This is a genomic window from Sphingobium phenoxybenzoativorans (assembly GCF_001757355.1).
GTDB lineage: Bacteria > Pseudomonadota > Alphaproteobacteria > Sphingomonadales > Sphingomonadaceae > Sphingobium > Sphingobium phenoxybenzoativorans.
Map to the genome: position 1 here is coordinate 37,792 of NZ_MINO01000007.1, position 19,574 is coordinate 57,365.

Consider the following 19,574-nt stretch of genomic DNA (forward strand, 5'->3'; position numbering starts at 1 on the left):
ATATGCGATTTTGTTGAACTGCAGCATTGTCGATGTCCCCGCGCATCTGTGTATCGAGCGGAGACTAGCGGCCGCGCAGGGGTGTAGGACAGGCCGCGCCAGAATCTCGTCACCCCGGCCCTGAGCCGGGGTCCCGCTGCCTTTTTTACTGTCTAGCCGGAAGGGGAAAGCGGGACCCCGGATCAAGTCCGGGGTGACGAAAATCAGAAGTCCGTTTCCCCCCAATACCGGCCGCCCCTACCAGGCTAGCGGCAGATGCGTGACAGCGTTGGCGCGGCCGGACTGGACTATCGTGTCCTTGCCCGGCGCAATGCCGAAATCAGGGATGCGCGCGAGCCATTCCTGCAGCAGCACCTTGATCTGCACCCGCGCGAAATTCGATCCCAGGCAGCGGTGAATACCCGCCGCGAAGGTCAGGTGGTTCTTGTCCGGCCGACGGAAATCGACGGACAGGGAATCCGGGAAACGGCGCTCGTCCAGATTGTAGAGCGCGGTCGGGATCATCACCAGGTCGCGCTCCCGGAACACCACATCGCCGAACGCCATCTCTTTCTTCACCAGCCGGGCGGTGTTGAAGATGCCGTGGCGGCGGAGCAATTCCTCCATCGCCTCGTCGATCAGTTCAGGATCGTCGACCAGTTGCTGCCGGTGGCCGGGATTGCGGGCGAGGAAGTTCATGAAGAAGCCCATCGACGCCGTGACCGTATCGAGACCGCCCAACAGCACATTGAGGGAGCAGACGCGCGCCTCATGCGGGGTGATTTTCCGGTCGCCAATATCGGCGTCGACCAGACGGCCCAGGAAATCGTCGACCGGCGTCTGCCGCCGCTCCTCCAGCCGCGCATCGAGATAAGCCTGGACAGCGCCCAGCGCCTTCGAGAAGGCTTCGAAGTCGCCGCTACGCCCGATGATCTCCACGTCCGGCAGCAGGACTTCGCTGTCCTCCTTCGGCAGGCCGAGGAAAACCAGAAAATTATAGATCGGCATGCGGTGGCCGATGGTGCTTTGAAATTCGCATTCCCGGCCGTCGACCAGACCGTCGATCAGTTCGCGGGTCAATTCCCGCGCCTGTTCTTCGAACGCCCGGATGCGGCGCGGTGAAAGCTCCGGGTTCAGATGCTTGCGGAAATCGCTATGCATCGGGGGATCAAGCTCTCCCGGGATGAAGCGCGCCTCGCCCGGCTCACGGAACAGCGCGATGCCGCTGTTCGAGAAATTCTCATAGTCGCGGAATATCTCGTAGATATGGTCCGCGCGCGTGACGACCCAATGCCCGCCGTTGCGCGGCGTGTAGAATATCTCCGGCCCGTCGAAATAGCGTTTCCACCCGGCGTGCAGGTCGCCATCAACCGGTTTCACATCGAAGAAATCGAAATCCACGATCCGGTCGGCCGATACATCCGGTAACGGCCATGCTTCTGTCATTGTGTGCGTTCCCTTCCCCGCCGCAAATTGGGTGGCCGCGCCGGAGATGATCCGGCGCGGCCACGATATTTTACATCTTGTAGGTCAGACGCAGGCCACCGTAACGGCGATAGTCGCGTCCGAAGTTACCAAACTGCTGGCCGATGAAGAAATCGGCCGTGTTGAGGTTCGAATAGTAGAATTTATCGGTCAGGTTCTTGCCGAACAGGGTGAGCGACCAACGGTCGTTCAGATCGCCTACGCCGATCGACGCATCCAATATGCCATAGGACGGATGACGGGTCAGCGGGTCCTGCTGCAACTGATACTGGATGCTGCTGCGCCAGTTATAGGCGACGCGCAGCGACACCTTCAGGCTTTCGTTGACCGGTACGTCATAGGCCGCGGACGACACGACTTTCCACTTGGGCGACCCGATGGCCTGCTTGCCATTAAGGTTCTGAACACCCGCAGCGCCATTCGGACATTCCGCCGTTATCGTCGGTCCACAGGTGAAGAAGATGTTGTCGCCGCTATAATAGGCGTCGTTGTAGACGATGCCGGCGTTCAGGCTCAGCCCGTCGACCGGACGCAGGGTCAGGTTACTCTCGAAGCCCTTGATCTTCAGCGCACCCGCATTGATCAGGTCAACCGTCACGCCGCCCGTGATCGAGCTTTGCTGGATATTCTTGATCTTCTGCTTGTAGAGCGCGATGTCGAAGGTCAGCAGGCCATCGAAAAGACGCTGTTTCGCGCCGATTTCGAACGCATCGGCGATTTCCGGATCAAGCAGGGCCGTCGCCGCATTATTGGCGGCGCGACCCTGATTGGCGGCTGGCCCCTTATAGCCGCGGTTATAGGATGCATAATAGTTGAGGCCCGGCGCCGGCTTCCACTGGACGCCGATGCGGCCCGACAGATTATTGTCGGTGCGCTTTGACCGGAAGGTGATGTTGCTGATCGGCGGCGCGCTGTTCGTCACCGTGATCGGATCGAAGAAGCCGGCCGCCGGATTGAAGAATGCGTCGTGATAATAGTCGAGCTGCAACTTTTCATTGGTGTAACGCAAGCCGCCAAAGACATTGATTGTCGGCGTGATCGCATAGGTCACGTCGCCAAAAACGGCGATGGTGTCATCCGACAGCGCCGAATGCAGCGTGTCGCTGACATAGAAAGGCACCCCGGCCAATGTGGGGTCCTGAAGAACGAACGCCCCGTCGAAGATGAAAGGCAGCAGCAACTGCCGCGTTTCATTGTAATTCTGGTAATAGGCGCCCGCGACAATATCCAGGCCGTTGCCGCTATATGCCAGGCGGACTTCCTGCGAGAAATATTTGTAGATCTCGACCTGATGCTCATCCTCGGTGGCTACATATTGAATGGGGTAGCCCAATGGATTGGGTGAGAAGCCGCGTCCGGGATTGATGCCGACCGGACCAGTATCGACGTCGATTTCGACGCGGTTGTTGGAATTGCGATAACCGGTGATCGACACAAGATGCAGCTCATCGGTCAGATCGGCATTGAGTTCGCCAACCAAGCTATAGAGCTTGTTCTTGGAATAGGACACCGTGTCCTGGTTCGCCACGTCCACGCCCCAGCCGATCGGCCCGAAAACAGCACGCTGGAAGTCAGAGAGCGGCGGGGAGTTCGGGGTAATGACGAAGTTGTTGCCGAAGGTGCTGTAGCTCTTGTTGTAGCTTCCCGACAGCAGCAGGTTGACCGTGTCGGAAAAGTCCAGAAGCAGCTTCGCCTGACCGCCATAGGACCGCTGCCCATGCAGGTCGGGACCGGCGAGATTCTGCACCATCGGGTCCAGATAATGATAATATCCGGTAACGCGCAGGGCGGCCATGTCGGAGACAGGCGCGTTGATCGTGCCTTTCGCGATCACTTCCTCGTCGGACGTGCCGGTCAACTCAACATTCACGCCAAATTCGTGCTTGGGCCGCGCGGAGATGATGTTGACGACGCCCGCCGTCGAGTTCTTGCCGAACAAGGTGCCTTGCGGACCGGACAGGACCTCGATGCGATCAATGTCGGCCAAGTCAGCGATGAATTCGCCCTGGCGCGCCACCGGCACACCGTCAATGACCACGCCGACGCTCGGCTGAATACCGCCCTCATTGGCGAGCGAGGCCGCACCGCGGATGACGAGCGATGTCGTCGTCGGGGAATAGCCGGCGGTGAAGTTCAGCGCAGGGGACACCTGCTCCAGGGCGCGGGAGTCCGTGATGCCCGCCTTGGTCAGCGCTTCTCCGGTCTGCGCCTGCACGGAAAGCGGCACGTCGCCCAGGCGCTGTTCGCGACGCTGGGCCGTAACAATGATGTCGCCGGACGTTACGTCATCCGCAGCAGCCTGCTGCGGCGCTGCGTCCTGCGCGAAAGCCGCGCCCCCCAGGGCCGTCGATGTCATGAGAGCGGCAAAGATGATATTGCCGCATTTCCACAGATTGCGATTGCTTTGCATTCAATCCTCCCCTTTAAATTCTTATTTCCGGGTATGTCTCTATATCGCGGCTAATTTTTGCATGCAATATGAATTGCGTGCAAAATGCATCTGTTTTCGCCCTAATAGGCGAATGCTGCGCCATCGCGTGTGACGATGGCGCAGCATTTCAACCGGATTACATCTTGTAGGTCAGGCGCAGGCCGCCATAGCGCTTATAGTCGCGCGTCAGGCCGCCAAACTGCCGGCCGATGAAGAAATCGGCCGTGTTCAGATAGGCATAATAGAATTTGTTGGTCAGATTCTTGCCGAAAATCGTGAGCGACCAACGGTCATCATCGTCGCCCAGCCCGATCGACGCATCCAGGATGCCATAGGCCGGCTCTTTGGTGAGCGGATCCTGATAAAGCTGGAACTGGTTCGAACTGCGCCAATTATACGCTGCATAAGTGCGAATCTTCAGCGGCCCTTCCAGGTCGATGTCATAGGTCGCGGACGTCACTACCTTGACCCGCGGCGAGGAGATGGCGCGGCGGCCGTTCAGGTTGATCAGGCCATTTGCGCCGCACTGGCCGACACCCGGCGTCGCCGAAGGTCCGCACGGGAAGAAATTGTCGCCCGAATATTGCGAGTCGTTATAGACCAGCGCCGCATTCAGAGTCAGGCCGTCTACAGGCCGCAAAGAGCTGTTCAGCTCGAAACCCTTGATCTTCAGATCACCTGCATTGACGAGTTGCGTCGTGACCGTCCCCGGAAGCACAGCCGTCTGCTGGATATTCTTGATCTTCTGGGAATAGAGCGCGATGTCGATCGACAGCGCGCCGTCGAAGAAGCGCTGCTTCGCGCCGATTTCGAACGCCTCTGCGATTTCCGGCGCGATCAGCGCGTCGGCGGCATTGCTGAGGCCAGTACCCTGATAGGCGGCCGCCCCCTTATAACTGCGATTGAAGGACGCATAATAGTTCAGGTTGCGCTGCGGCTGCCACTGGATGCCGACGCGGCCCGAAATATTATTGTCGCTGCGGGTCGCATTGTCGACGTTGAAGGTGCCGACCGGCGGCGCGCTGTTGATCTGCGTCACCGGATCGAAGAACCCGGCGACGGGGTTGAAATAGGTCTGCTTCGCATAGTCGAAATTCAGCTTTTCGTGCGTGTAACGGATACCCGCAAACACCTTCACGGTCGGCACGATTTCATAGGTGACATCCGCGAAGGCGGCGATCGTCTTATCCTTCAGCCGCGACTGGGTGCGCGTGTCGTTATAGAAAAGAACCCCGGCCAGCGACGGATCGGCAAGCGCGAACGCCCCGTCGAAAACGAACGGCAGGATCAGGTTCCGCTTTTCCTCGAAATCCTGGAAATAGCCGCCGACAACGGCGTCGATGCCATTGCCCGTGTAGTTCAAGCGGACTTCCTGCGAGAAATATTTATACTGTTCCGGCAGATGGTCGTCATCAAAGGCCACGTAGGAAATGGGGTAGCCCAGCGGATTGGGCGAGAAACCGCGACCCGGATTGACGCCGGTCGGCCCGTTATCGACCTCAATCTCCGTCCTGCTGGAGAAATTGCGATAGCCGGAGATGGCGACAAGCGACAGGGAGTCGCTCAGTTCCGAATTCAGCTCCCCGATAAAGGCATAGCTACGCGACTTGTTATAAGTTTGCGTATCCTGATTAACGACATCGACGCCGCGACCGACCAGGCCCAGCAAGGTCTGGGTCTGCAAGGTGCCGATCGGTTCGGAAATCGGCGTGATGACGAACTGGACGCCGGCCGAGCTGCGCGACTTGTTGTAATTGGCGGTCAGCAGCAGGTTGGTGGTGTCGCTGATGTCGAACAGCAGCTTGCCCTGCATGCCATAGGACCGCTGGCCCCAGAGGTCGCCGCCGGTGCCGAGATTCTCGATCAGCGGGCTGAGATAATGGTAATAGCCGTTGACGCGGGCCGAGACGCGCTCACCCACCGGCACGTTCAGCATGCCCTTGGCGATCACTTCCTCATCAGTCGTCCCGGTCGCTTCGAACGATGCGCCAAAGTCCCTCTTGGGACGGTTGGTGATGATGTTGACGACGCCGGCGGTGGAGTTCTTGCCGAACAAGGTTCCCTGCGGACCGGACAACACTTCGACCCGGTCGATGTCCGCCAGATCGACGATAAATTCCGCCTGACGGCCGACCGGCACGTTATCGATGACGACGCCGACGCTGGGCTGGATGCCGCCTTCCTGGGCGAGCGACGCCGCGCCGCGAATGACTACGGAGGTTGCGGTCGGCGTGTATCCGGCGTTGAAGTTCACGGCCGGTGAAATCTGTTCAAGGGCGCGGGAATCCGTGACGCCCGCCTGCGTCAGGGTTTCGCCGGTCTTGGCCTGCACGGAGAGAGGCACATCGTTCAAACGCTGTTCGCGACGCTGCGCGGTGACGATGATGTCTCCGGCGGCGGAACCCTGCGCGTCATCGGCCTGAGGCGCCTGCTGCGTGGCGGCCGGGCTTTCATCCTGCGCCTGCGCCATACCGCAAAAGGCGGTCGTCAGCATCAGCGCAATACCGCCACTGAGGCGCTTACGGCCGATATATGACCTAGGTTGCATTCAATAACCTCCCCATATTCTTCTGAATTGACAATTTATGTCATATTCCACCCCAGTTTTGCATGCAATAGCTATTGCATGCAAAATGCGTCATCTCGTCCCATTCCCGGAATGGCGGCCCAATAAAAAACGGGGCGGCATATACCGCCCCGTCCCCCTTTTATCTTCAGCCGCTCAGGCGAGCGTGCGCGGATGGCCCAACAGGGAATTGCCGCCGCTGTAATTCCAGATCTGGCCGGTTTCGAAAAACTCGTCCCGCACCATCATATAGACCATGCCGGCAATATCTTCCGGCCGGGACAGACGGCCGAGCGGTGTCAGGTCGATGAACGGCTTGGTGAAGGTATCGAAATCATAGCCATATTCATCCAGCCCCTTGCGGAGCATGTTGGTGTCGTTGGTCGACGGGATGATCGCATTGATGCGCAGGCGCTTTTCCCGATATTCGACGGCGGCCGCCTGCACGAAACGGTCGGCGGCGCGCTTGGCCGCGGCATAGGCGGTGATGCCCGACAGCGTGTCCCACGCGGACAGCGACGAGGTGGTGACGATCGCGCCGTAATCGACGATCCGTTCGGCCACCTGCTTGATGAACCACACCGTGCCGAAATAGTTGATCTTCGTCATCTTCAGCAGATGCTCCTCGGTGAAATCCCGGATGGAGCAGCGGTCCGAAAGACCGGCGTGATTGACCGCGATATGTAGGCCGCCATAGGTGTCGGCCGCAAAGTCGACCAGCGCCTTCACCTCCGCTTCCTTGGTGATGTCGGCCTCGAAAGCGGCGCCGCCGATTTCCTTGGCCAGCGCCTCCAGATTATCCTTGCCCAGACCCGACACGACGACAGTCGCGCCTTCCTTGGCCAGCCGCTTTGCGGTGGCCTCGCCCATGCCGCCCTTGGTCGATGCGCCCATGACGATGGCGATCTTGCCACTGAACTCACCCATGTCCTTCTCCTTTCGCGATTGGATTGATTATGTCAGGCGTAGATGCGCGGTTGCCCAAGCAGCGCATTGCCGCCCGAACAGTTGACGGTCTGGCCGGTTTCGAAAAATTCGTCGCGCAACATCATATAGGCCATCGCAGCAATATCCGTGGGTTGCGAGATACGGCCAAGCGGCGTCAGGTCGACGAAGGGCTTGATGAACTCCTCGAACTTTCCGCCAAATTCCTCAATGCCCTTGCGCAGCATATTGGTGTCGTTGGTGGATGGAATGATCGCGTTTATGCGCAGGCGCTTGTCGCGATATTCCACGGCCGCCGCCTGGACGAAGCGGTCGGCTCCACGCTTGGCAGACGCATAGGCGGTGATCCCGGAAATCGGGTCATGCGCCGACAGCGAGGAAATGGTGACGATCGCGCCATAATCCTCGATCTGCTCGGCGACCTGCTTCACGAACCAGACCGTGCCGAAATAGTTGATCTTCGTCATCTTCAGCAGATGCTCCTCGGTGATGTCCCGGATGGAGCAACGATCGCAAAGTCCCGCAAGATTGGCGGCGATATGCAGGCCGCCATAAGTGTCGACCGTGTAATCGACCAGCGCCTTTACGGCCGCTTCGGACGTGATGTCCGCCTCAAAAGCCGATCCGCCGATATCCTTGGCCAGCGCCTCCAGATGCGCCTTGCCCAGACCTGAAACGACGACCTTCGCGCCTTCCTTCGCCAGGCGGCGCGCGGTCGCGTCGCCCATGCCGCCAGCGGTCGATGCGCCCATGACAATGGCGACTTTACCCGTGAACTCTCCCATGCGTCATCTCCCGCTTGCCGCCCTTTGGCGGATATCCAAATATTATGTCTTGAAGATCAGGCAGCTTGCCGAACCATGCGCGTAGAGCCGGCCTTCCTCATCCTTGATCGTGCCGGTGGCGACGCCCGTCTGGCGGCCGCCATGCACAACCCGGCCCTCGATACGCAGCCGGGGCGCATCGGCCCGGATGCCGCGCACCGGGCTGATGTTAAGCTGGATGGTGGTGCAGCCCTGCCCCTTTTCCAGCGTCGTCATCACCGCGCCGGACATGGCGCTGTCCAACAGCGTCGCCATCACGCCGCCATGCACCAGCCCTGCGGCATGGAGCAGATAGTCCTTCGGTTCGAACAGCAGGCTGAGATAGCCCTTTTCCACCACATCGATATCCCAGCCGACCGTCTGGGTGATCGGCTGCTCCGGTATCGAACCGTCCTTCAGCCCCTTGAAAAACTCCACGCCGCTGCGATCGGCGAGCGGCGGGCGCGACATGTCGACCACCGAATACTCATAGCTGCGCGACCGGCTCGTCACGGATGACCGGCCTTGCCCGTCAGGCGGGACATGTAGCGGGATTCCAGCGCGAATATCTCATCCAGGCCCAGAAGGCGCTGCGCCACGCCGAAACCGCACAGCAATTCCTCATACCCCTCGATGCTGCCCGCTTCCTTCACCCGCGCGAATACAGTCCGCAGCGATTGAACCGCCGCCTGCATCGCCGTGGAGGGGAGGCTGACACGAGCGACCCCCAATTCCTGCAGCATTGCGAAGGTCAGGGATTTGGGCGTCTTGCCGCCCTCGACAAGGTTGATCGCGACCGGTCCGTCAATCTCCGCCACAGCCTTTCGGATCGCATCGACGGAATCCGCGCCTTCCAGGAAAACCATTGTCGCGCCAGCCTTCAGGAAGGCGTTACCGCGGCGGATGGCTTCCTCAATGCCGAACACGCCCAGCGCGTCCGTGCGGGCGTTGATGACAAAATCCTTGTCCTGGCGCGCGTCGCAGGCGGCCTCCACTTTGGCGACGGCTTCGTCGAAATCGAGCAGCACCTTGCCCTCAAGATGGCCGCACCGCTTGGGCACGACCTGATCCTCGATATTGATCCCGGCGGCGCCGGCGCGCTCGAACTGCTCGACGGTCAGATAGGCGTTGACTGCATTACCGAACCCTGTGTCGCCGTCGCCCATGACCGGGACATCCACGGCCCGCGCGATCCGGCCGGTATGCTCCGCCATTTCCCGCGCCGACACCAGGCTGTAATCCGGCACGCCGAAATGACATGCGACGATGTTCGCGCCGGACGCCTGGATCGCCTTGAATCCAGACTCCTCGACAATCCGCGCGCTCAGCGCATCATAGGCCCCCGGCATCACGAGCAATTCGCGATCCTCTATCAGGCGCCGAAGCTCCGTGGTCTTACGCACGCTTTTTCTCCCCCGCCGTCATTTTGGCTCCGCTTGGCTGATGGCGTCGTCCATCGGCCCGCAGAGCAGATCATTGGCATGAAACATGTCGCAATATTCGCGCCGGTGACGGATCAGCCCGTCGCGAACCGTGAAGATGAAAATATAGCTGTTATTATAGGGGCGGCCGTCCCGGCGGGTGCCGTGCGATTCCGCCTCGACAAAGACGCGATCGCCCTCCGCCACCGCCCCGTGAACGGTAAGCTTCAATCCGGCGGGAAAGCGGTCGCGCACCATATCGGTCAACGCGCGCATGCTGTCCTTGTCATAGGTGCCGCCGATGGGCCAGCGCCCCTCGCCCACGACCCACCATGTCGCGTCCTCGGCGATACGCGCGCGCGCGGCATCGTAGCGCGCGGCGGAGATATCCTCGAAATAGCCAAGGACTATCGCCTTGGCGTCATCGAGCGAGGCAGAGGGCGCGCTGGCCGACATCTTACCGGCGCTCCACCTTGATGCCCGCCTTTTCCATGTCCCAGGTGGCGGGCGTGCAGCCCTGATCGCGCAGCTCGAACTTCAGCACGCGGCCAACGGGGTTGCGCGGCAGTTCGGCCCGGAACTCGATATAACGCGGGATCGCGAAATAGGGGACCTTGTCGAGGCTCCAGCGGCACAGCTCCTCCTCGCCCAGGCTTGCGCCGGGGTGCAGCACGGCTGTCACCTTGATGTCGTCCTCAGACGCATCGGACAGCACGGCGTGCACCGCGACCTCGGCAATGGCCGGGTGCTGGCCGAACACGGTTTCCATCTCGAAGCTGGAGATATTCTCGCCCCGGCGGCGCAGATAATCCTTCTTCCGGTCGAGGAAGTAGAACCAGCCATCCTCGTCAAACTTGCCGATGTCGCCCATGTGCATCCACAGGTTCTTCAGCACCTTCATCGTGTCCTCAGGCCGCTTCCAATAGCCCTCGAACATCACATGCGGCTTGCGGGGGCGGCAGATGATCTCGCCAGGAGTGCCGGGCGGCACTTCATTGTCATCATCATCGACGATCAGCACCTCAAAATCGTCGTTGCGGCGGCCTGAGCTTCCCGCGGGAACCTCGACCGATGCGGAAACGCTGGTGACAAGGCATGCTTCGGTGATGCCATAGAGACGGGCGGCGATCTGCGACTTGATGCCGAAGCGGCTGCGCCAGGTTTCGGCGACTTCCGTCGGCCAGGGCGCGCCCTGCACGGCCCGCAACTGACCGAAGCACGCCTTGGACGCGGGATTGTCGTCCGCCTTGGAAATGAACACCGCCATGCTGCCGAGCACGCTCGCGATGGTGGCGCCGGACCGCTGGATTTCCGGCCAGAAATTCGTGACCGAGAATTTGGGGACGATCGCGACGCGCGCGCCGACCAGCATGGCCGACATCAGCGTCACGGAAATGGCGTTGAAGTGGAACAGCGGCAGGCATGTCCACAGCACATCCTTCGATGTGTTGTCATATATGCCGTTATTCTGGCGGGCCAGGTTGCAGGCGTAATTATGGCTGATCATGCAGCCCTTCGCCATGCCGGTGGTGCCCGACGTGTAGATGAGGCAGGCCAGGTCCGACGGCTTGACCGGCACGCCGGTCGGCGTTTCGTCACTGCCGCGATATTCGTCCAGCGGCGCGATGGGGATGTCGCAGCCGCCCATGTCGGGCTTTGCGCCGCGATAGAGGATCAGCTTCACGTCCGGGATGGCGTCGGCAATCTGGGCCAGCCGCTCAGCATAGTCGGTTTCGGCGATGACAATGGCCGCGCCGGCGTCCGTGACGAGGTGGCGCAGGAAAGCGCCGCGATAGGCGGTGTTGATCGGCACGGTGATCGCCCCGGCCTTGTTGATGCCGAACCAGCAGGTCAGCGCATCGATGCTGTTGTCCAGGAAGCTGACGACCGTATCGCCGGGCTTCACGCCCAGTCCGATCAGCGAGTTGGCGAAGCGGGTCGATACCGTATCGAATCCGCCGAAGGTGACGACATCGCCCAGAAAATCGATGAAGGGTTTTTCCGGCCAGGCGGCCACGGCGCGCTCCAGCGCGGCCACCATCGTATCCTGTTCGTCGGAAGTCCATTGCGTGTGGGCTGTCATCGTCACCATTCCATTGGGTTCCGGCCGCGACGCGGCCATTGATGGCTTTGGCCCGTGCGCATTCATCGCGCGGTCCATTTGATCTTGGGCATGTTGGCGCGGTCGATCTGCGCTTCGCCCAGGGGATTGCCGACCTGCCAGTAGCGGACGGCATGCTTGAGCGCCGGGGTCAGGCCCATGTCGAGCGACTCCCAGATGGCCCGCACCGTGCCCTGCGTCGCGGCGCTGGGCTGGCTGGCCACTATGCGCGCCAGTTCGTCGGCGCGCGCATGCAATGCGTCATTCGCGGTCACTTCGCTTACCAGGCCGATGCGCAATGCGGTCTGCGCGCTCACCCGCTCATGCGATCCGAGCAGGGCCATGCGCAGCACGTCGCCCAGCAATATCCGGCGCGAAAGACCGATAGGCTCCAGCGCCGCGACCATGCCGAAGGTGACATGCGGATCGAAGAATTGCGCATCTTCCGAACAGATGGTGATGTCGGCCTCGTTGAACCAATAGAAGGCTCCTGCCGCGACCAGCCCGTGCAGCGCGCAGATGACCGGCTTCCACACCTCATTATGCTTGGGTCCCAGCTTCTCGCCCGGATCGCCCTGCCGCCAGATATTCTTGTGGCGCAGCATTTCCATGCCTTCGCTCACGTCAATGCCGGTGCTGAAGGCGCGGCTTTCAGGCGCGCCGCGCAGGACGACGGCGTGAATATCGTCATCCTCCCGCACCCGCCGCCACACATCCACAAACTCATCCGCCATGATGTCGGTGAATGTGTTCAGCCGGTCCGGCCGGTCGATCGTGATTGTCGCGACATGGTGGTCGTCCACCGCGAACCGTAGCTGCGTATAGCTCATCTTACCTTCTCCATCGTGCGGGCGAGTTCAGGCATATCCTGATACACCCATGGCCGTCGCGCACGGTCTTGCTGACGGAAGGCTTCGATGAGATGTCTTTTTTGCAGGGTGAGGTCGATTTCGTCCGCGCCGTTGAGCAGCATCTCCCGCTCCAGCGCGCCGATCTGAAAAGGATATTCCGCGCCGTCCGGCCCGTGGATGGTCTGGGCGTCCAGATCGACCGAAATGATCGGGTCCTGCGCCTGATCCTGCAACTGGTCGAGCAGCAGTTCGACCGTCGCCAGCGGCATGATGATCGGCAGGAGGCCGTTCCGCACGCAATTGTTGCGAAAGATCGTGCCGAAGCTTTCGGCGATGACGCAGCGAATGCCGAATTGCGAAAGCGCCCAGACCGCGGCTTCCCGCGACGATCCGCACCCGAAATTCCGCGCGGCGACCAATATGCAGGCGCTGTCGAACGGCGCCTGGTTGAGCACGAAATCGGCGTTGCGATCGCGCGTACCGGGCGCATAGCGCCAGTTTGCGAACAGCTTCTCCCCATACCCCGTCCGGGCGACGGACTGGGTTTCGCGCGAGGGGATGATGGCGTCCGTATCGACATTGTCGATCGGAAGCGGCGCCGCGACGCCCTTGATGCGGACAAACGGCTCCATCACTGCACCGGATAATCGCGCGGGTCGGCAATATGCCCGGCGATAGCGGATGCAGCCACCGTCAGCGGACTGGCGAGGTGGGACCGCACGCCGACTCCCTGCCGGTTTTCGAAGTTCCTGTTGGTCGAGCTGATGACCCGCCGCGCATCCCCGAAACTGTCGCCTCCGGCATAGAAGCACAGGGAGCATCCCGCCTCCCGCCATTCGAAGCCTGACTCCACAAAGATGCGGTCCAGCCCCTCCGCTTCCGCCTGCCGCTTGACCGGAGTCGAGCCAGGCACGCAGATCGCCTTGACGCCCTTCGCGATGTGCCGCCCGCGCAATATGCCGGCGGCGGCGCGCAGATCCTCGATCCGGCTGTTGGTGCAGCTTCCAATGAACGCCGCCTCGATCGGCAGACCGGCGATCGGCTCTCCGGGGACAACGCCGGTGTAGCGCAGCGCCTTTTCCGCCGACGCCTTGGCGACCGGATCGATGATGCCGCCGGGGTCGGGTATTGTTCCGCCGATGCCCATCGACTGTTCGGAACTGGTGCCCCAGGTCACTTGCGGCGCGATGGCCGACGCATCGATCCTGATGTCATGATCGAACACCGCGCCTTCATCGCTGTGCAGCGTCAGCCACCAGGCTTCGGCCGCCTGATTATAGTCCTGCTGCGGCGAGAAGGGGCGGTCGCGCATGAATGCAATCGTCTTTTCGTCGGGCGCGACGACGCCGGTCCACGCCCCGAACTCCACCGCCATGTTGCACAGGGTCATCCGCGCTTCGCAGGACAGGTCGCGAATGGCGCTGCCGCAAAATTCGATCGCCGCGCCCTCGCCGCCCCGCGCGCCATATTGGCTGATGAGGTACAGGATCATGTCCTTGGCGGTGACGCCGGGCAGCAACGTGCCTTCGAATGCGACGCGCATCAGGCGCGGCTTCTTGACCGCCAGGCATTGAGTGCTGAGCACATGTTCGCCCTGCGTGATGCCGATGCCCCAGGCGAGCGCGCCGATCCCGCCCATCGTACAGGTATGGCTGTCGCCGCAGACCAGCGTCATGCCCGGCTGGGCAATGCCCAGTTCCGGCGCGATGACATGGACGATCCCCTGATAGGGGTGATCAATGTCGAACACGCCCACCCCGGCCGCCGCAGCGCCGTCGCGAAACTGTTTGATGAACTCCGGGCCGCCGGGAAATTTCGTGCGGTCCGTGCGCCCCGGATCAGTGTCGATGATATGGTCGACCGTCCCGATCACCATTGACGGATCGTAGACCGGCCGACCGCTGGAGGCGACGCCTTGCAGCATCCGCCCGCCGGAACGCTCATGGAGAAACAGGCGGTCGATGTGGAGCAGCGCCGTATCGTCGCCAAGGTCAGCGACCTTATGCGCATTCCATAATTTTTCGACCAGACTGATCGGCCCGCTCTGCACCATCTTCCTACCAACACTTATCGACGAGCCGACTCCCGGAGGGCGTCAAAACGTCTCTCGAACACTTGTTGAACTCATATTGCATGCAATATCATTGTTAGCAAGCCGACTTGGTTGGAAATGGTGAAGTTATTGATAGAAATGCATGGAATCCCAAAATTGTGTGCAAAATTCGGGGCTAATGCCGCCTGCGTGCCGGCCTGTGTCCGCCTATTGACGGGCCATCGTCCCGGAATTTGACCGAAATCGGGAAAAGCGCCTCGCCAATCCGTGGATTCCATGCATATTGCTGTAATGAATGCAGTTTCATGCCGAGTTTTAGCTAGACTCGCGCATTTTTGCATGCAATTTAATCCGGTCGGTCGCTAGAGGCCGATTTGGAGAGACTATGGCCTTTCTGGCTTCAGCCATTGACGACGATGGCGGATCGCCCGTGCCCGAACCGGCGGCGTCGCGCACGCGTTGGCTCATCACGTCCCTGTTCTTCACCTTCGGCATGGTCATCAGCATGAACGACGTGCTGATCCCTAAGCTCAAGAGCCTTTTCGACCTCGGCTATGGCGAGGCGATGCTGATCCAATTCTGCTTTTTCATCGGCAATCTGATCGTGGCGCTCCCGGCGATTGCGCTCATATCCCGGATCGGCGCGATGCGGATGCTGCTGGCCGGGGGACTTACGGTGGCAGCCGGCTGCCTGATGTTCGTCCCGGCGGCATGGGCGGCGAGCTATCCCATGTTTCTGGCGGCGCTGCTGATCCTGTCTGCGGGGCAGGTCCTTTTCATCATCGCCGCAGCGCCCCTGATGATCCGGTGCGGACCGCCGGAAACCGCGCATAGCCGCCTGTCCTTCGGTCAGGGCTTCAACTCGCTGGGCATGACGATCGCGCCCTATATCGGGGCGGTCGTCATATTGGGTTCGATGAGCGAGGCCGATACCGGTGGCATGAGCGCCAGCGCCCTGGCCGCGTTCCGCTCCAGCGAATCCGCCGTGGTTGCGAAAACCTATATCTCCATCGCCCTGCTGCTGGGGCTGATCGCCATCCCGATCTGGCTGAACCGGAACCTGCTGGGTGCGGTGCGGCCCATGTCCGTCAATCCGCTCCGGTCGCTCGACCTGCTGCGCGGCCGGCGCTTCGCGGGCGGGATGCTGGCGATGTTCTGCTATGTCGGCGCGCAGGTGACCGTCGGCAGCATCATGGTCAATTATCTGATGCAACCGGGCGTGCTGGCGCTGGATCACCAGACCGCGGGCAAATGCGTGGCGCTGTATTGGGCGGGGGAGATGGTGGGCCGCTTCGTGGGGGCGGGCATCCTCCGCCATGTCCGGGCGGGGCAGGCGTTGCTCGTTGCCGCCAGTGGCGGAATGGCCCTGATCTTCCTGTCGGGAACCAATGGCGGGATGCTTGCGGCGGTCACGCTGATGGCGCTCGGCCTGTGCCATTCCATCATGTACCCGACCATATTCGCGCTGGCGACGGAGGGGCTGGGCACCCGCACCAACGAAGGCTCCGGCGTGATCTGCCTGGCGATCACAGGCGGCGCGGTCGTTCCCCTGGCTGCGGGCTACCTCGCCGACATGACCAGCCTGTCCTTCGCGCTGCTGATCCCCGCCCTTTGCTATGCGGGCATCGCCGGCTTCGCCTGGTTTTCGCGTCAGACGTCACCGGCGGGGCGACCCGCGCAAAGAGAGGGCGTCGGCGCTTTGCACATGGAGACGACATGAAAAGACTGGACGGGAAAACCGCCTTCATCACTGGCGGCGCGCGCGGCATAGGCGCGGCGCTGGCAACCGGATTCGCGGCGGAAGGCGCGCGGGTCGTCATCGCCGACATTGATCTGACCAAGGCGCAGGAGACCGCCGCCAGCCTGGGCGAATCGGCGCTGGCCGTCCGGTGCGACGTCCGGGATCGCGCATCGATCGGCGCGGCGCTGGCGGAAACCGCCAGGGCGTTTGGCGGCACCGACATATTGGTGAACAACGCCGCCCGGCATCAGGTGGAGTTCAACAAGCCGCCCACCCGCCTGTCGGAAGATCAGTGGCGCACGATCCTAGACACCAACATCATGGGCGTGGTGAACTGCTCCACCCTCGCCGCGGAGGAAATGCGCAAGCGCGGCGGCGGCGTGATCCTGAACATCACATCGGTTGCGGGCTATGAGGTCGACACCGGATATGGCGTGACCAAGACGGCGGTGCGCGGCCTCACCCTCTCGCTGGCGCAGGATCTGGCGGAGGACGGCATTCGCGTCGTCAGCATCGCGCCGGGCCTGATCGATTCGGAAACCGTGATGGCGGAGCTGCCGCGAGAGGTCACGGACATGTTCATCAACGAACGGCAACTGATCAAACGGCAGGGGCGGACGGCCGATATTGTCGGCCCCGCCCTGATGCTCTGTTCGGACGAAGGCGCATTCATCACGGGCGAAACACTGCTCGTGGGCGGCGGCTATGGCAAGCGCGTGTGAAGGGGAGAGAGATGCAGTTCAAAAATAAGGTCGCGGTGGTCACGGGCGCAGGCGGCGGCATCGGCGAAGGTTACGCCATGCGCCTCGCCAGCGAGGGCGCGGCGGTCGCCATCGCCGACATTGACGAGGAAGGCGGCGAGCGCGTCGCGAAGGCGATCAACGCCGCGGGTGGCAACGCGATCTTCTATCATTGCGACGTATCCTCCCCCTCCGATGCAACGGCATTGGCGCAGGCGGTCGAGGCCCATCTGGGTGGGGCCGACTTCCTGGTGAACAACGCCTCTATCTTCGGCAAGATCGAATATATCCCGCTGATGGATGTCGACCTGGACTATTATCTGAAGGTCCAGTCCGTGAACATGAACGGCGCGCTGATCATGACGCGGGCCATTGCTCCGCTGATCGAGCGGCGCGGCGGCGGCGCCATCGTCAATCAGACGTCGACTGCCGCATGGGTCAAGAATGGCGGATATTATGGCGTGTTCAAACTCGCCATGAACGGCCTGACCACGAATCTGGCGATGGAGCTGGGACCGCGCAACATCCGCGTCAACGCCATCGCTCCCGGCCCGGTGGGTACGCCCGCCATGCTGGCGACGGTCGATCCGGACATGATAGAAGGGATCATACAAGGCGGCGCGGTGAAGCGCATCGGCAGGGTGGAGGATATGGCGGACGCCTGCGTCTTTTTGCTCTCCGATCAGTCGAGCTGGATCAGCGGCCAGATATTGGCCGTCGATGGCGGCTTCATCATGCGCGCGTGAAGGAGAGAGGAGAGATCATGAGTGCAGAAGACAACAAGGCATTGCTCCGCGCCTATTTTCAGGATGTGTCGGACGGCAGAACCGCCGACGCCTGGGACAAGCTGGCCGAGGATGCGCTGTGGACCGTGCCGGGCCATTCGCCCCTCGCGGGCACCTACACCAAGGACGAGCTGGCCGCGCTGACCGAGCGCACCATCCTTGCCCGGCTGAAGGACGGCATGACCATCACCGTCAAGGGCATGGTGGCCGAGGGCGACAAGGTTGCCGTCGAATTTGAAAGCCGTGGCGAGCGCGAGGACGGCAAGGTCTACGCCATGCCCTATCACTTCCTGTTCACCGTGAAGGACGGGAAGCTGTGGCGCTGCGTCGAGTATCTCGACACCCATCACTATGTCGACGTCATCCTGAACTGACGCGGCGGAACTGCAAGGAAACCGCAATGACCGATACCGCACTGGCTATGGAAATCCCCGGCGACGTCCCGGCGCATGTACCGCCGGAGCTCGTCATCCCCTTCGATTTCTACAGCGACCCGAAGTTCAAGACCGATCCGTTCGGCGCGATCCGCTGGCAACAGACGGAGGCGCCCCGCATCTTCTACTCGCCGACGCATTATATGATGCCGGGGTGCTGGGTGATCACCAAGGTCGACGACATCCGCCATGTGCAGCAGCGGGCGGACCTGTTCTCCAGCCGCGGGCAGCTCAGCTTCGCGGCTCTGATCGGGGAGAGCTGGGACCTGATCCCGGTCGAACTCGATCCCCCGGAGCATGGCGCATACCGGGCTATCCTCAACCCGCTATTTTCGCCCAAGGAGGTCGCGAAGATGGAGGCCGGCGTGCTGGACGCCGCATCCTCGCTGCTGAACAATCTGGATGGCAAGACAGGCTGCGAGTTCATCGAGGGGTTTGCCCAGCCCTTCCCTGTTTCCGTTTTCCTCCAGCTTCTCGGCCTGCCGGTCGAGGAAATGCCGATGTTCCTTTCCTGGGAACATGGCCTGCTAAAAAGTTTCAGCCTGGACAAGCGCAAGGAGTCCGCGCGCAACATCGTCGGTTATCTGCGCAACGCCATCAAGGAACGGCGCGCCAATCGGGGCACGGACCTGATCAGCTATGCGACCCATGCGGAAGTCGATGGCCGCAAGATGACCGATGATGAGATTATCGGCATCTGCTTCCTGCTGTTCATCGCCGGGCTGGATACTGTCGCTTCCTCGCTCGGTTTCCATTTCAACCATCTGGCGACCGATCAGGAACTGCAGGCGAAGCTGCGCGCAGACCGCAGCCTGATCCCCAACGCCATTGAGGAGTTTCTCCGCCTCTATTCCGTCATCATCAGCCATCGCCGCGTCGCGCAGGATACCGAGATTGGCGGCGTGCTGATGAAAGCGGGCGACTGGGTCAGCGTGCCGACCGGCAACGGCAGCCGCGACGCGAGCGAATTTGCCGATCCCGACACGTTCGACCTCAACCGCAATGCGAACCGCCATGTCGCCTTTTCCTATGGCATGCATCGCTGCATCGGATCGCATCTCGCCCGGCGCGAATTCGTCGTCGCGATGAACGCCTGGTTCGACCGGGTGCCGCAGTTCCGCAAGGATGAGGATGCGCCCTACCGCACCAATGGCGGCGCGGTGTTCGGCGTCGAGGAACTGCATCTGCGCTGGGATTGAGCCGACTATAAAAGAGGCAGGCGGCGCCAATGACGCCGCC

General features: G+C 61.6%; 17 protein-coding genes. 5 read left to right on the forward strand and 12 right to left on the reverse strand.

Translation table 11 applies throughout. The annotated features are described in order from the left end of the window. Positions 1-237 precede the first annotated feature (237 nt). The 12 genes from BHQ40_RS05670 to BHQ40_RS05725 form a co-directional block, all read right to left on the reverse strand. Entirely contained in the window at positions 238-1,425 is a 1,188-nt protein-coding gene (locus tag BHQ40_RS05670) for a cytochrome P450 (RefSeq protein WP_070153714.1), read from the reverse strand. Between the two features lie 70 nt (positions 1,426-1,495). Further along, the gene (locus BHQ40_RS05675; RefSeq protein ID WP_070153717.1) at positions 1,496-3,874 is read right to left on the reverse strand and encodes a TonB-dependent receptor; all 2,379 of its coding nucleotides are present in this window, start codon (positions 3,872-3,874) and stop codon (positions 1,496-1,498) included. 157 nt (positions 3,875-4,031) lie between these two features. Next, a complete protein-coding gene (locus BHQ40_RS05680) occupies positions 4,032-6,443 on the reverse strand; it encodes a TonB-dependent receptor (RefSeq protein WP_070153720.1) in 2,412 nt (803 codons plus the stop codon). Between the two features lie 174 nt (positions 6,444-6,617). Further along, positions 6,618-7,388, reverse strand: a complete 771-nt coding sequence (locus tag BHQ40_RS05685) for an SDR family NAD(P)-dependent oxidoreductase (RefSeq protein WP_070153723.1) — start codon at positions 7,386-7,388, stop codon at positions 6,618-6,620. A gap of 32 nt (positions 7,389-7,420) precedes the next feature. Then, the gene (locus BHQ40_RS05690; RefSeq protein WP_070153726.1) at positions 7,421-8,191 is read right to left on the reverse strand and encodes an SDR family NAD(P)-dependent oxidoreductase; all 771 of its coding nucleotides are present in this window, start codon (positions 8,189-8,191) and stop codon (positions 7,421-7,423) included. A gap of 42 nt (positions 8,192-8,233) precedes the next feature. Next, complete coding sequence (locus BHQ40_RS05695; RefSeq protein WP_083276722.1) at positions 8,234-8,722, reverse strand: PaaI family thioesterase; 489 nt, start codon at positions 8,720-8,722, stop codon at positions 8,234-8,236. Beyond that, positions 8,719-9,612 carry an isocitrate lyase/PEP mutase family protein gene (locus tag BHQ40_RS05700; RefSeq protein ID WP_216094855.1) on the reverse strand — a complete coding sequence of 298 codons (894 nt, stop codon included), beginning with the start codon at positions 9,610-9,612 and terminating at the stop codon, positions 8,719-8,721. Before BHQ40_RS05700 ends, BHQ40_RS05695 begins: the two co-directional genes overlap by 4 nt. 18 nt (positions 9,613-9,630) lie before the next feature. Continuing rightward, entirely contained in the window at positions 9,631-10,086 is a 456-nt protein-coding gene (locus BHQ40_RS05705) for a nuclear transport factor 2 family protein (protein WP_070153728.1), read from the reverse strand. 1 nt (position 10,087) lies between these two features. Beyond that, positions 10,088-11,713 (reverse strand): AMP-binding protein, encoded by a 1,626-nt coding sequence (locus BHQ40_RS05710; RefSeq protein WP_139139198.1) that lies wholly within the window; start codon positions 11,711-11,713, stop codon positions 10,088-10,090. Positions 11,714-11,775: 62 nt separating this feature from the next. Then, complete coding sequence (locus BHQ40_RS05715) at positions 11,776-12,561, reverse strand: enoyl-CoA hydratase/isomerase family protein (protein WP_070153731.1); 786 nt, start codon at positions 12,559-12,561, stop codon at positions 11,776-11,778. After that, entirely contained in the window at positions 12,558-13,214 is a 657-nt protein-coding gene (gene leuD, locus BHQ40_RS05720; protein WP_070153734.1) for a 3-isopropylmalate dehydratase small subunit, read from the reverse strand. Before leuD ends, BHQ40_RS05715 begins: the two co-directional genes overlap by 4 nt. Then, positions 13,214-14,635, reverse strand: coding sequence for a 3-isopropylmalate dehydratase large subunit (locus BHQ40_RS05725; protein WP_070153737.1), 1,422 nt, complete (start codon positions 14,633-14,635; stop codon positions 13,214-13,216). Before BHQ40_RS05725 ends, leuD begins: the two co-directional genes overlap by 1 nt. A 385-nt stretch (positions 14,636-15,020) precedes the next feature. On the opposite strand from BHQ40_RS05725, the gene BHQ40_RS05730 reads away from it, so the two are divergent. From BHQ40_RS05730 to BHQ40_RS05750, 5 genes are read left to right on the forward strand one after another with little or no spacing between them, the layout of a single operon-like run. Beyond that, on the forward strand, positions 15,021-16,355 hold the full coding sequence (locus tag BHQ40_RS05730; RefSeq protein ID WP_070153740.1) for a sugar MFS transporter: 1,335 nt from the start codon (positions 15,021-15,023) through the stop codon (positions 16,353-16,355). After that, a complete protein-coding gene (locus BHQ40_RS05735) occupies positions 16,352-17,098 on the forward strand; it encodes an SDR family NAD(P)-dependent oxidoreductase (protein ID WP_070153742.1) in 747 nt (248 codons plus the stop codon). Before BHQ40_RS05730 ends, BHQ40_RS05735 begins: the two co-directional genes overlap by 4 nt. Before the next feature lie 11 nt (positions 17,099-17,109). Continuing rightward, positions 17,110-17,862 carry an SDR family oxidoreductase gene (locus BHQ40_RS05740; protein ID WP_070153745.1) on the forward strand — a complete coding sequence of 251 codons (753 nt, stop codon included), beginning with the start codon at positions 17,110-17,112 and terminating at the stop codon, positions 17,860-17,862. A 17-nt stretch (positions 17,863-17,879) separates the two neighbouring features. Continuing rightward, positions 17,880-18,275 carry a nuclear transport factor 2 family protein gene (locus BHQ40_RS05745; protein ID WP_070153748.1) on the forward strand — a complete coding sequence of 132 codons (396 nt, stop codon included), beginning with the start codon at positions 17,880-17,882 and terminating at the stop codon, positions 18,273-18,275. Between the two features lie 26 nt (positions 18,276-18,301). After that, a complete protein-coding gene (locus BHQ40_RS05750; RefSeq protein WP_083276723.1) occupies positions 18,302-19,534 on the forward strand; it encodes a cytochrome P450 in 1,233 nt (410 codons plus the stop codon). Positions 19,535-19,574: the final 40 nt, after the last annotated feature.

Excerpts from the sequence above, each read along its gene's own strand:
- BHQ40_RS05670 (WP_070153714.1), bottom strand. The coding sequence starts at position 1,425 with ATGACAGAAGCATGGCCGTTACCGGATGTATCGGCCGACCGGATCGTG.
- BHQ40_RS05675 (WP_070153717.1), bottom strand. The coding sequence starts at position 3,874 with ATGCAAAGCAATCGCAATCTGTGGAAATGCGGCAATATCATCTTTGCC.
- BHQ40_RS05680 (WP_070153720.1), bottom strand. The coding sequence starts at position 6,443 with ATGCAACCTAGGTCATATATCGGCCGTAAGCGCCTCAGTGGCGGTATT.
- BHQ40_RS05685 (WP_070153723.1), bottom strand. The coding sequence starts at position 7,388 with ATGGGTGAGTTCAGTGGCAAGATCGCCATCGTCATGGGCGCATCGACC.
- BHQ40_RS05690 (WP_070153726.1), bottom strand. The coding sequence starts at position 8,191 with ATGGGAGAGTTCACGGGTAAAGTCGCCATTGTCATGGGCGCATCGACC.
- BHQ40_RS05705 (WP_070153728.1), bottom strand. The coding sequence starts at position 10,086 with ATGTCGGCCAGCGCGCCCTCTGCCTCGCTCGATGACGCCAAGGCGATA.
- BHQ40_RS05710 (WP_139139198.1), bottom strand. The coding sequence starts at position 11,713 with ATGACAGCCCACACGCAATGGACTTCCGACGAACAGGATACGATGGTG.
- BHQ40_RS05715 (WP_070153731.1), bottom strand. The coding sequence starts at position 12,561 with ATGAGCTATACGCAGCTACGGTTCGCGGTGGACGACCACCATGTCGCG.
- leuD (WP_070153734.1), bottom strand. The coding sequence starts at position 13,214 with ATGGAGCCGTTTGTCCGCATCAAGGGCGTCGCGGCGCCGCTTCCGATC.
- BHQ40_RS05725 (WP_070153737.1), bottom strand. The coding sequence starts at position 14,635 with ATGGTGCAGAGCGGGCCGATCAGTCTGGTCGAAAAATTATGGAATGCG.
- BHQ40_RS05730 (WP_070153740.1), top strand. The coding sequence starts at position 15,021 with ATGGCCTTTCTGGCTTCAGCCATTGACGACGATGGCGGATCGCCCGTG.
- BHQ40_RS05735 (WP_070153742.1), top strand. The coding sequence starts at position 16,352 with ATGAAAAGACTGGACGGGAAAACCGCCTTCATCACTGGCGGCGCGCGC.
- BHQ40_RS05740 (WP_070153745.1), top strand. The coding sequence starts at position 17,110 with ATGCAGTTCAAAAATAAGGTCGCGGTGGTCACGGGCGCAGGCGGCGGC.
- BHQ40_RS05745 (WP_070153748.1), top strand. The coding sequence starts at position 17,880 with ATGAGTGCAGAAGACAACAAGGCATTGCTCCGCGCCTATTTTCAGGAT.
- BHQ40_RS05750 (WP_083276723.1), top strand. The coding sequence starts at position 18,302 with ATGACCGATACCGCACTGGCTATGGAAATCCCCGGCGACGTCCCGGCG.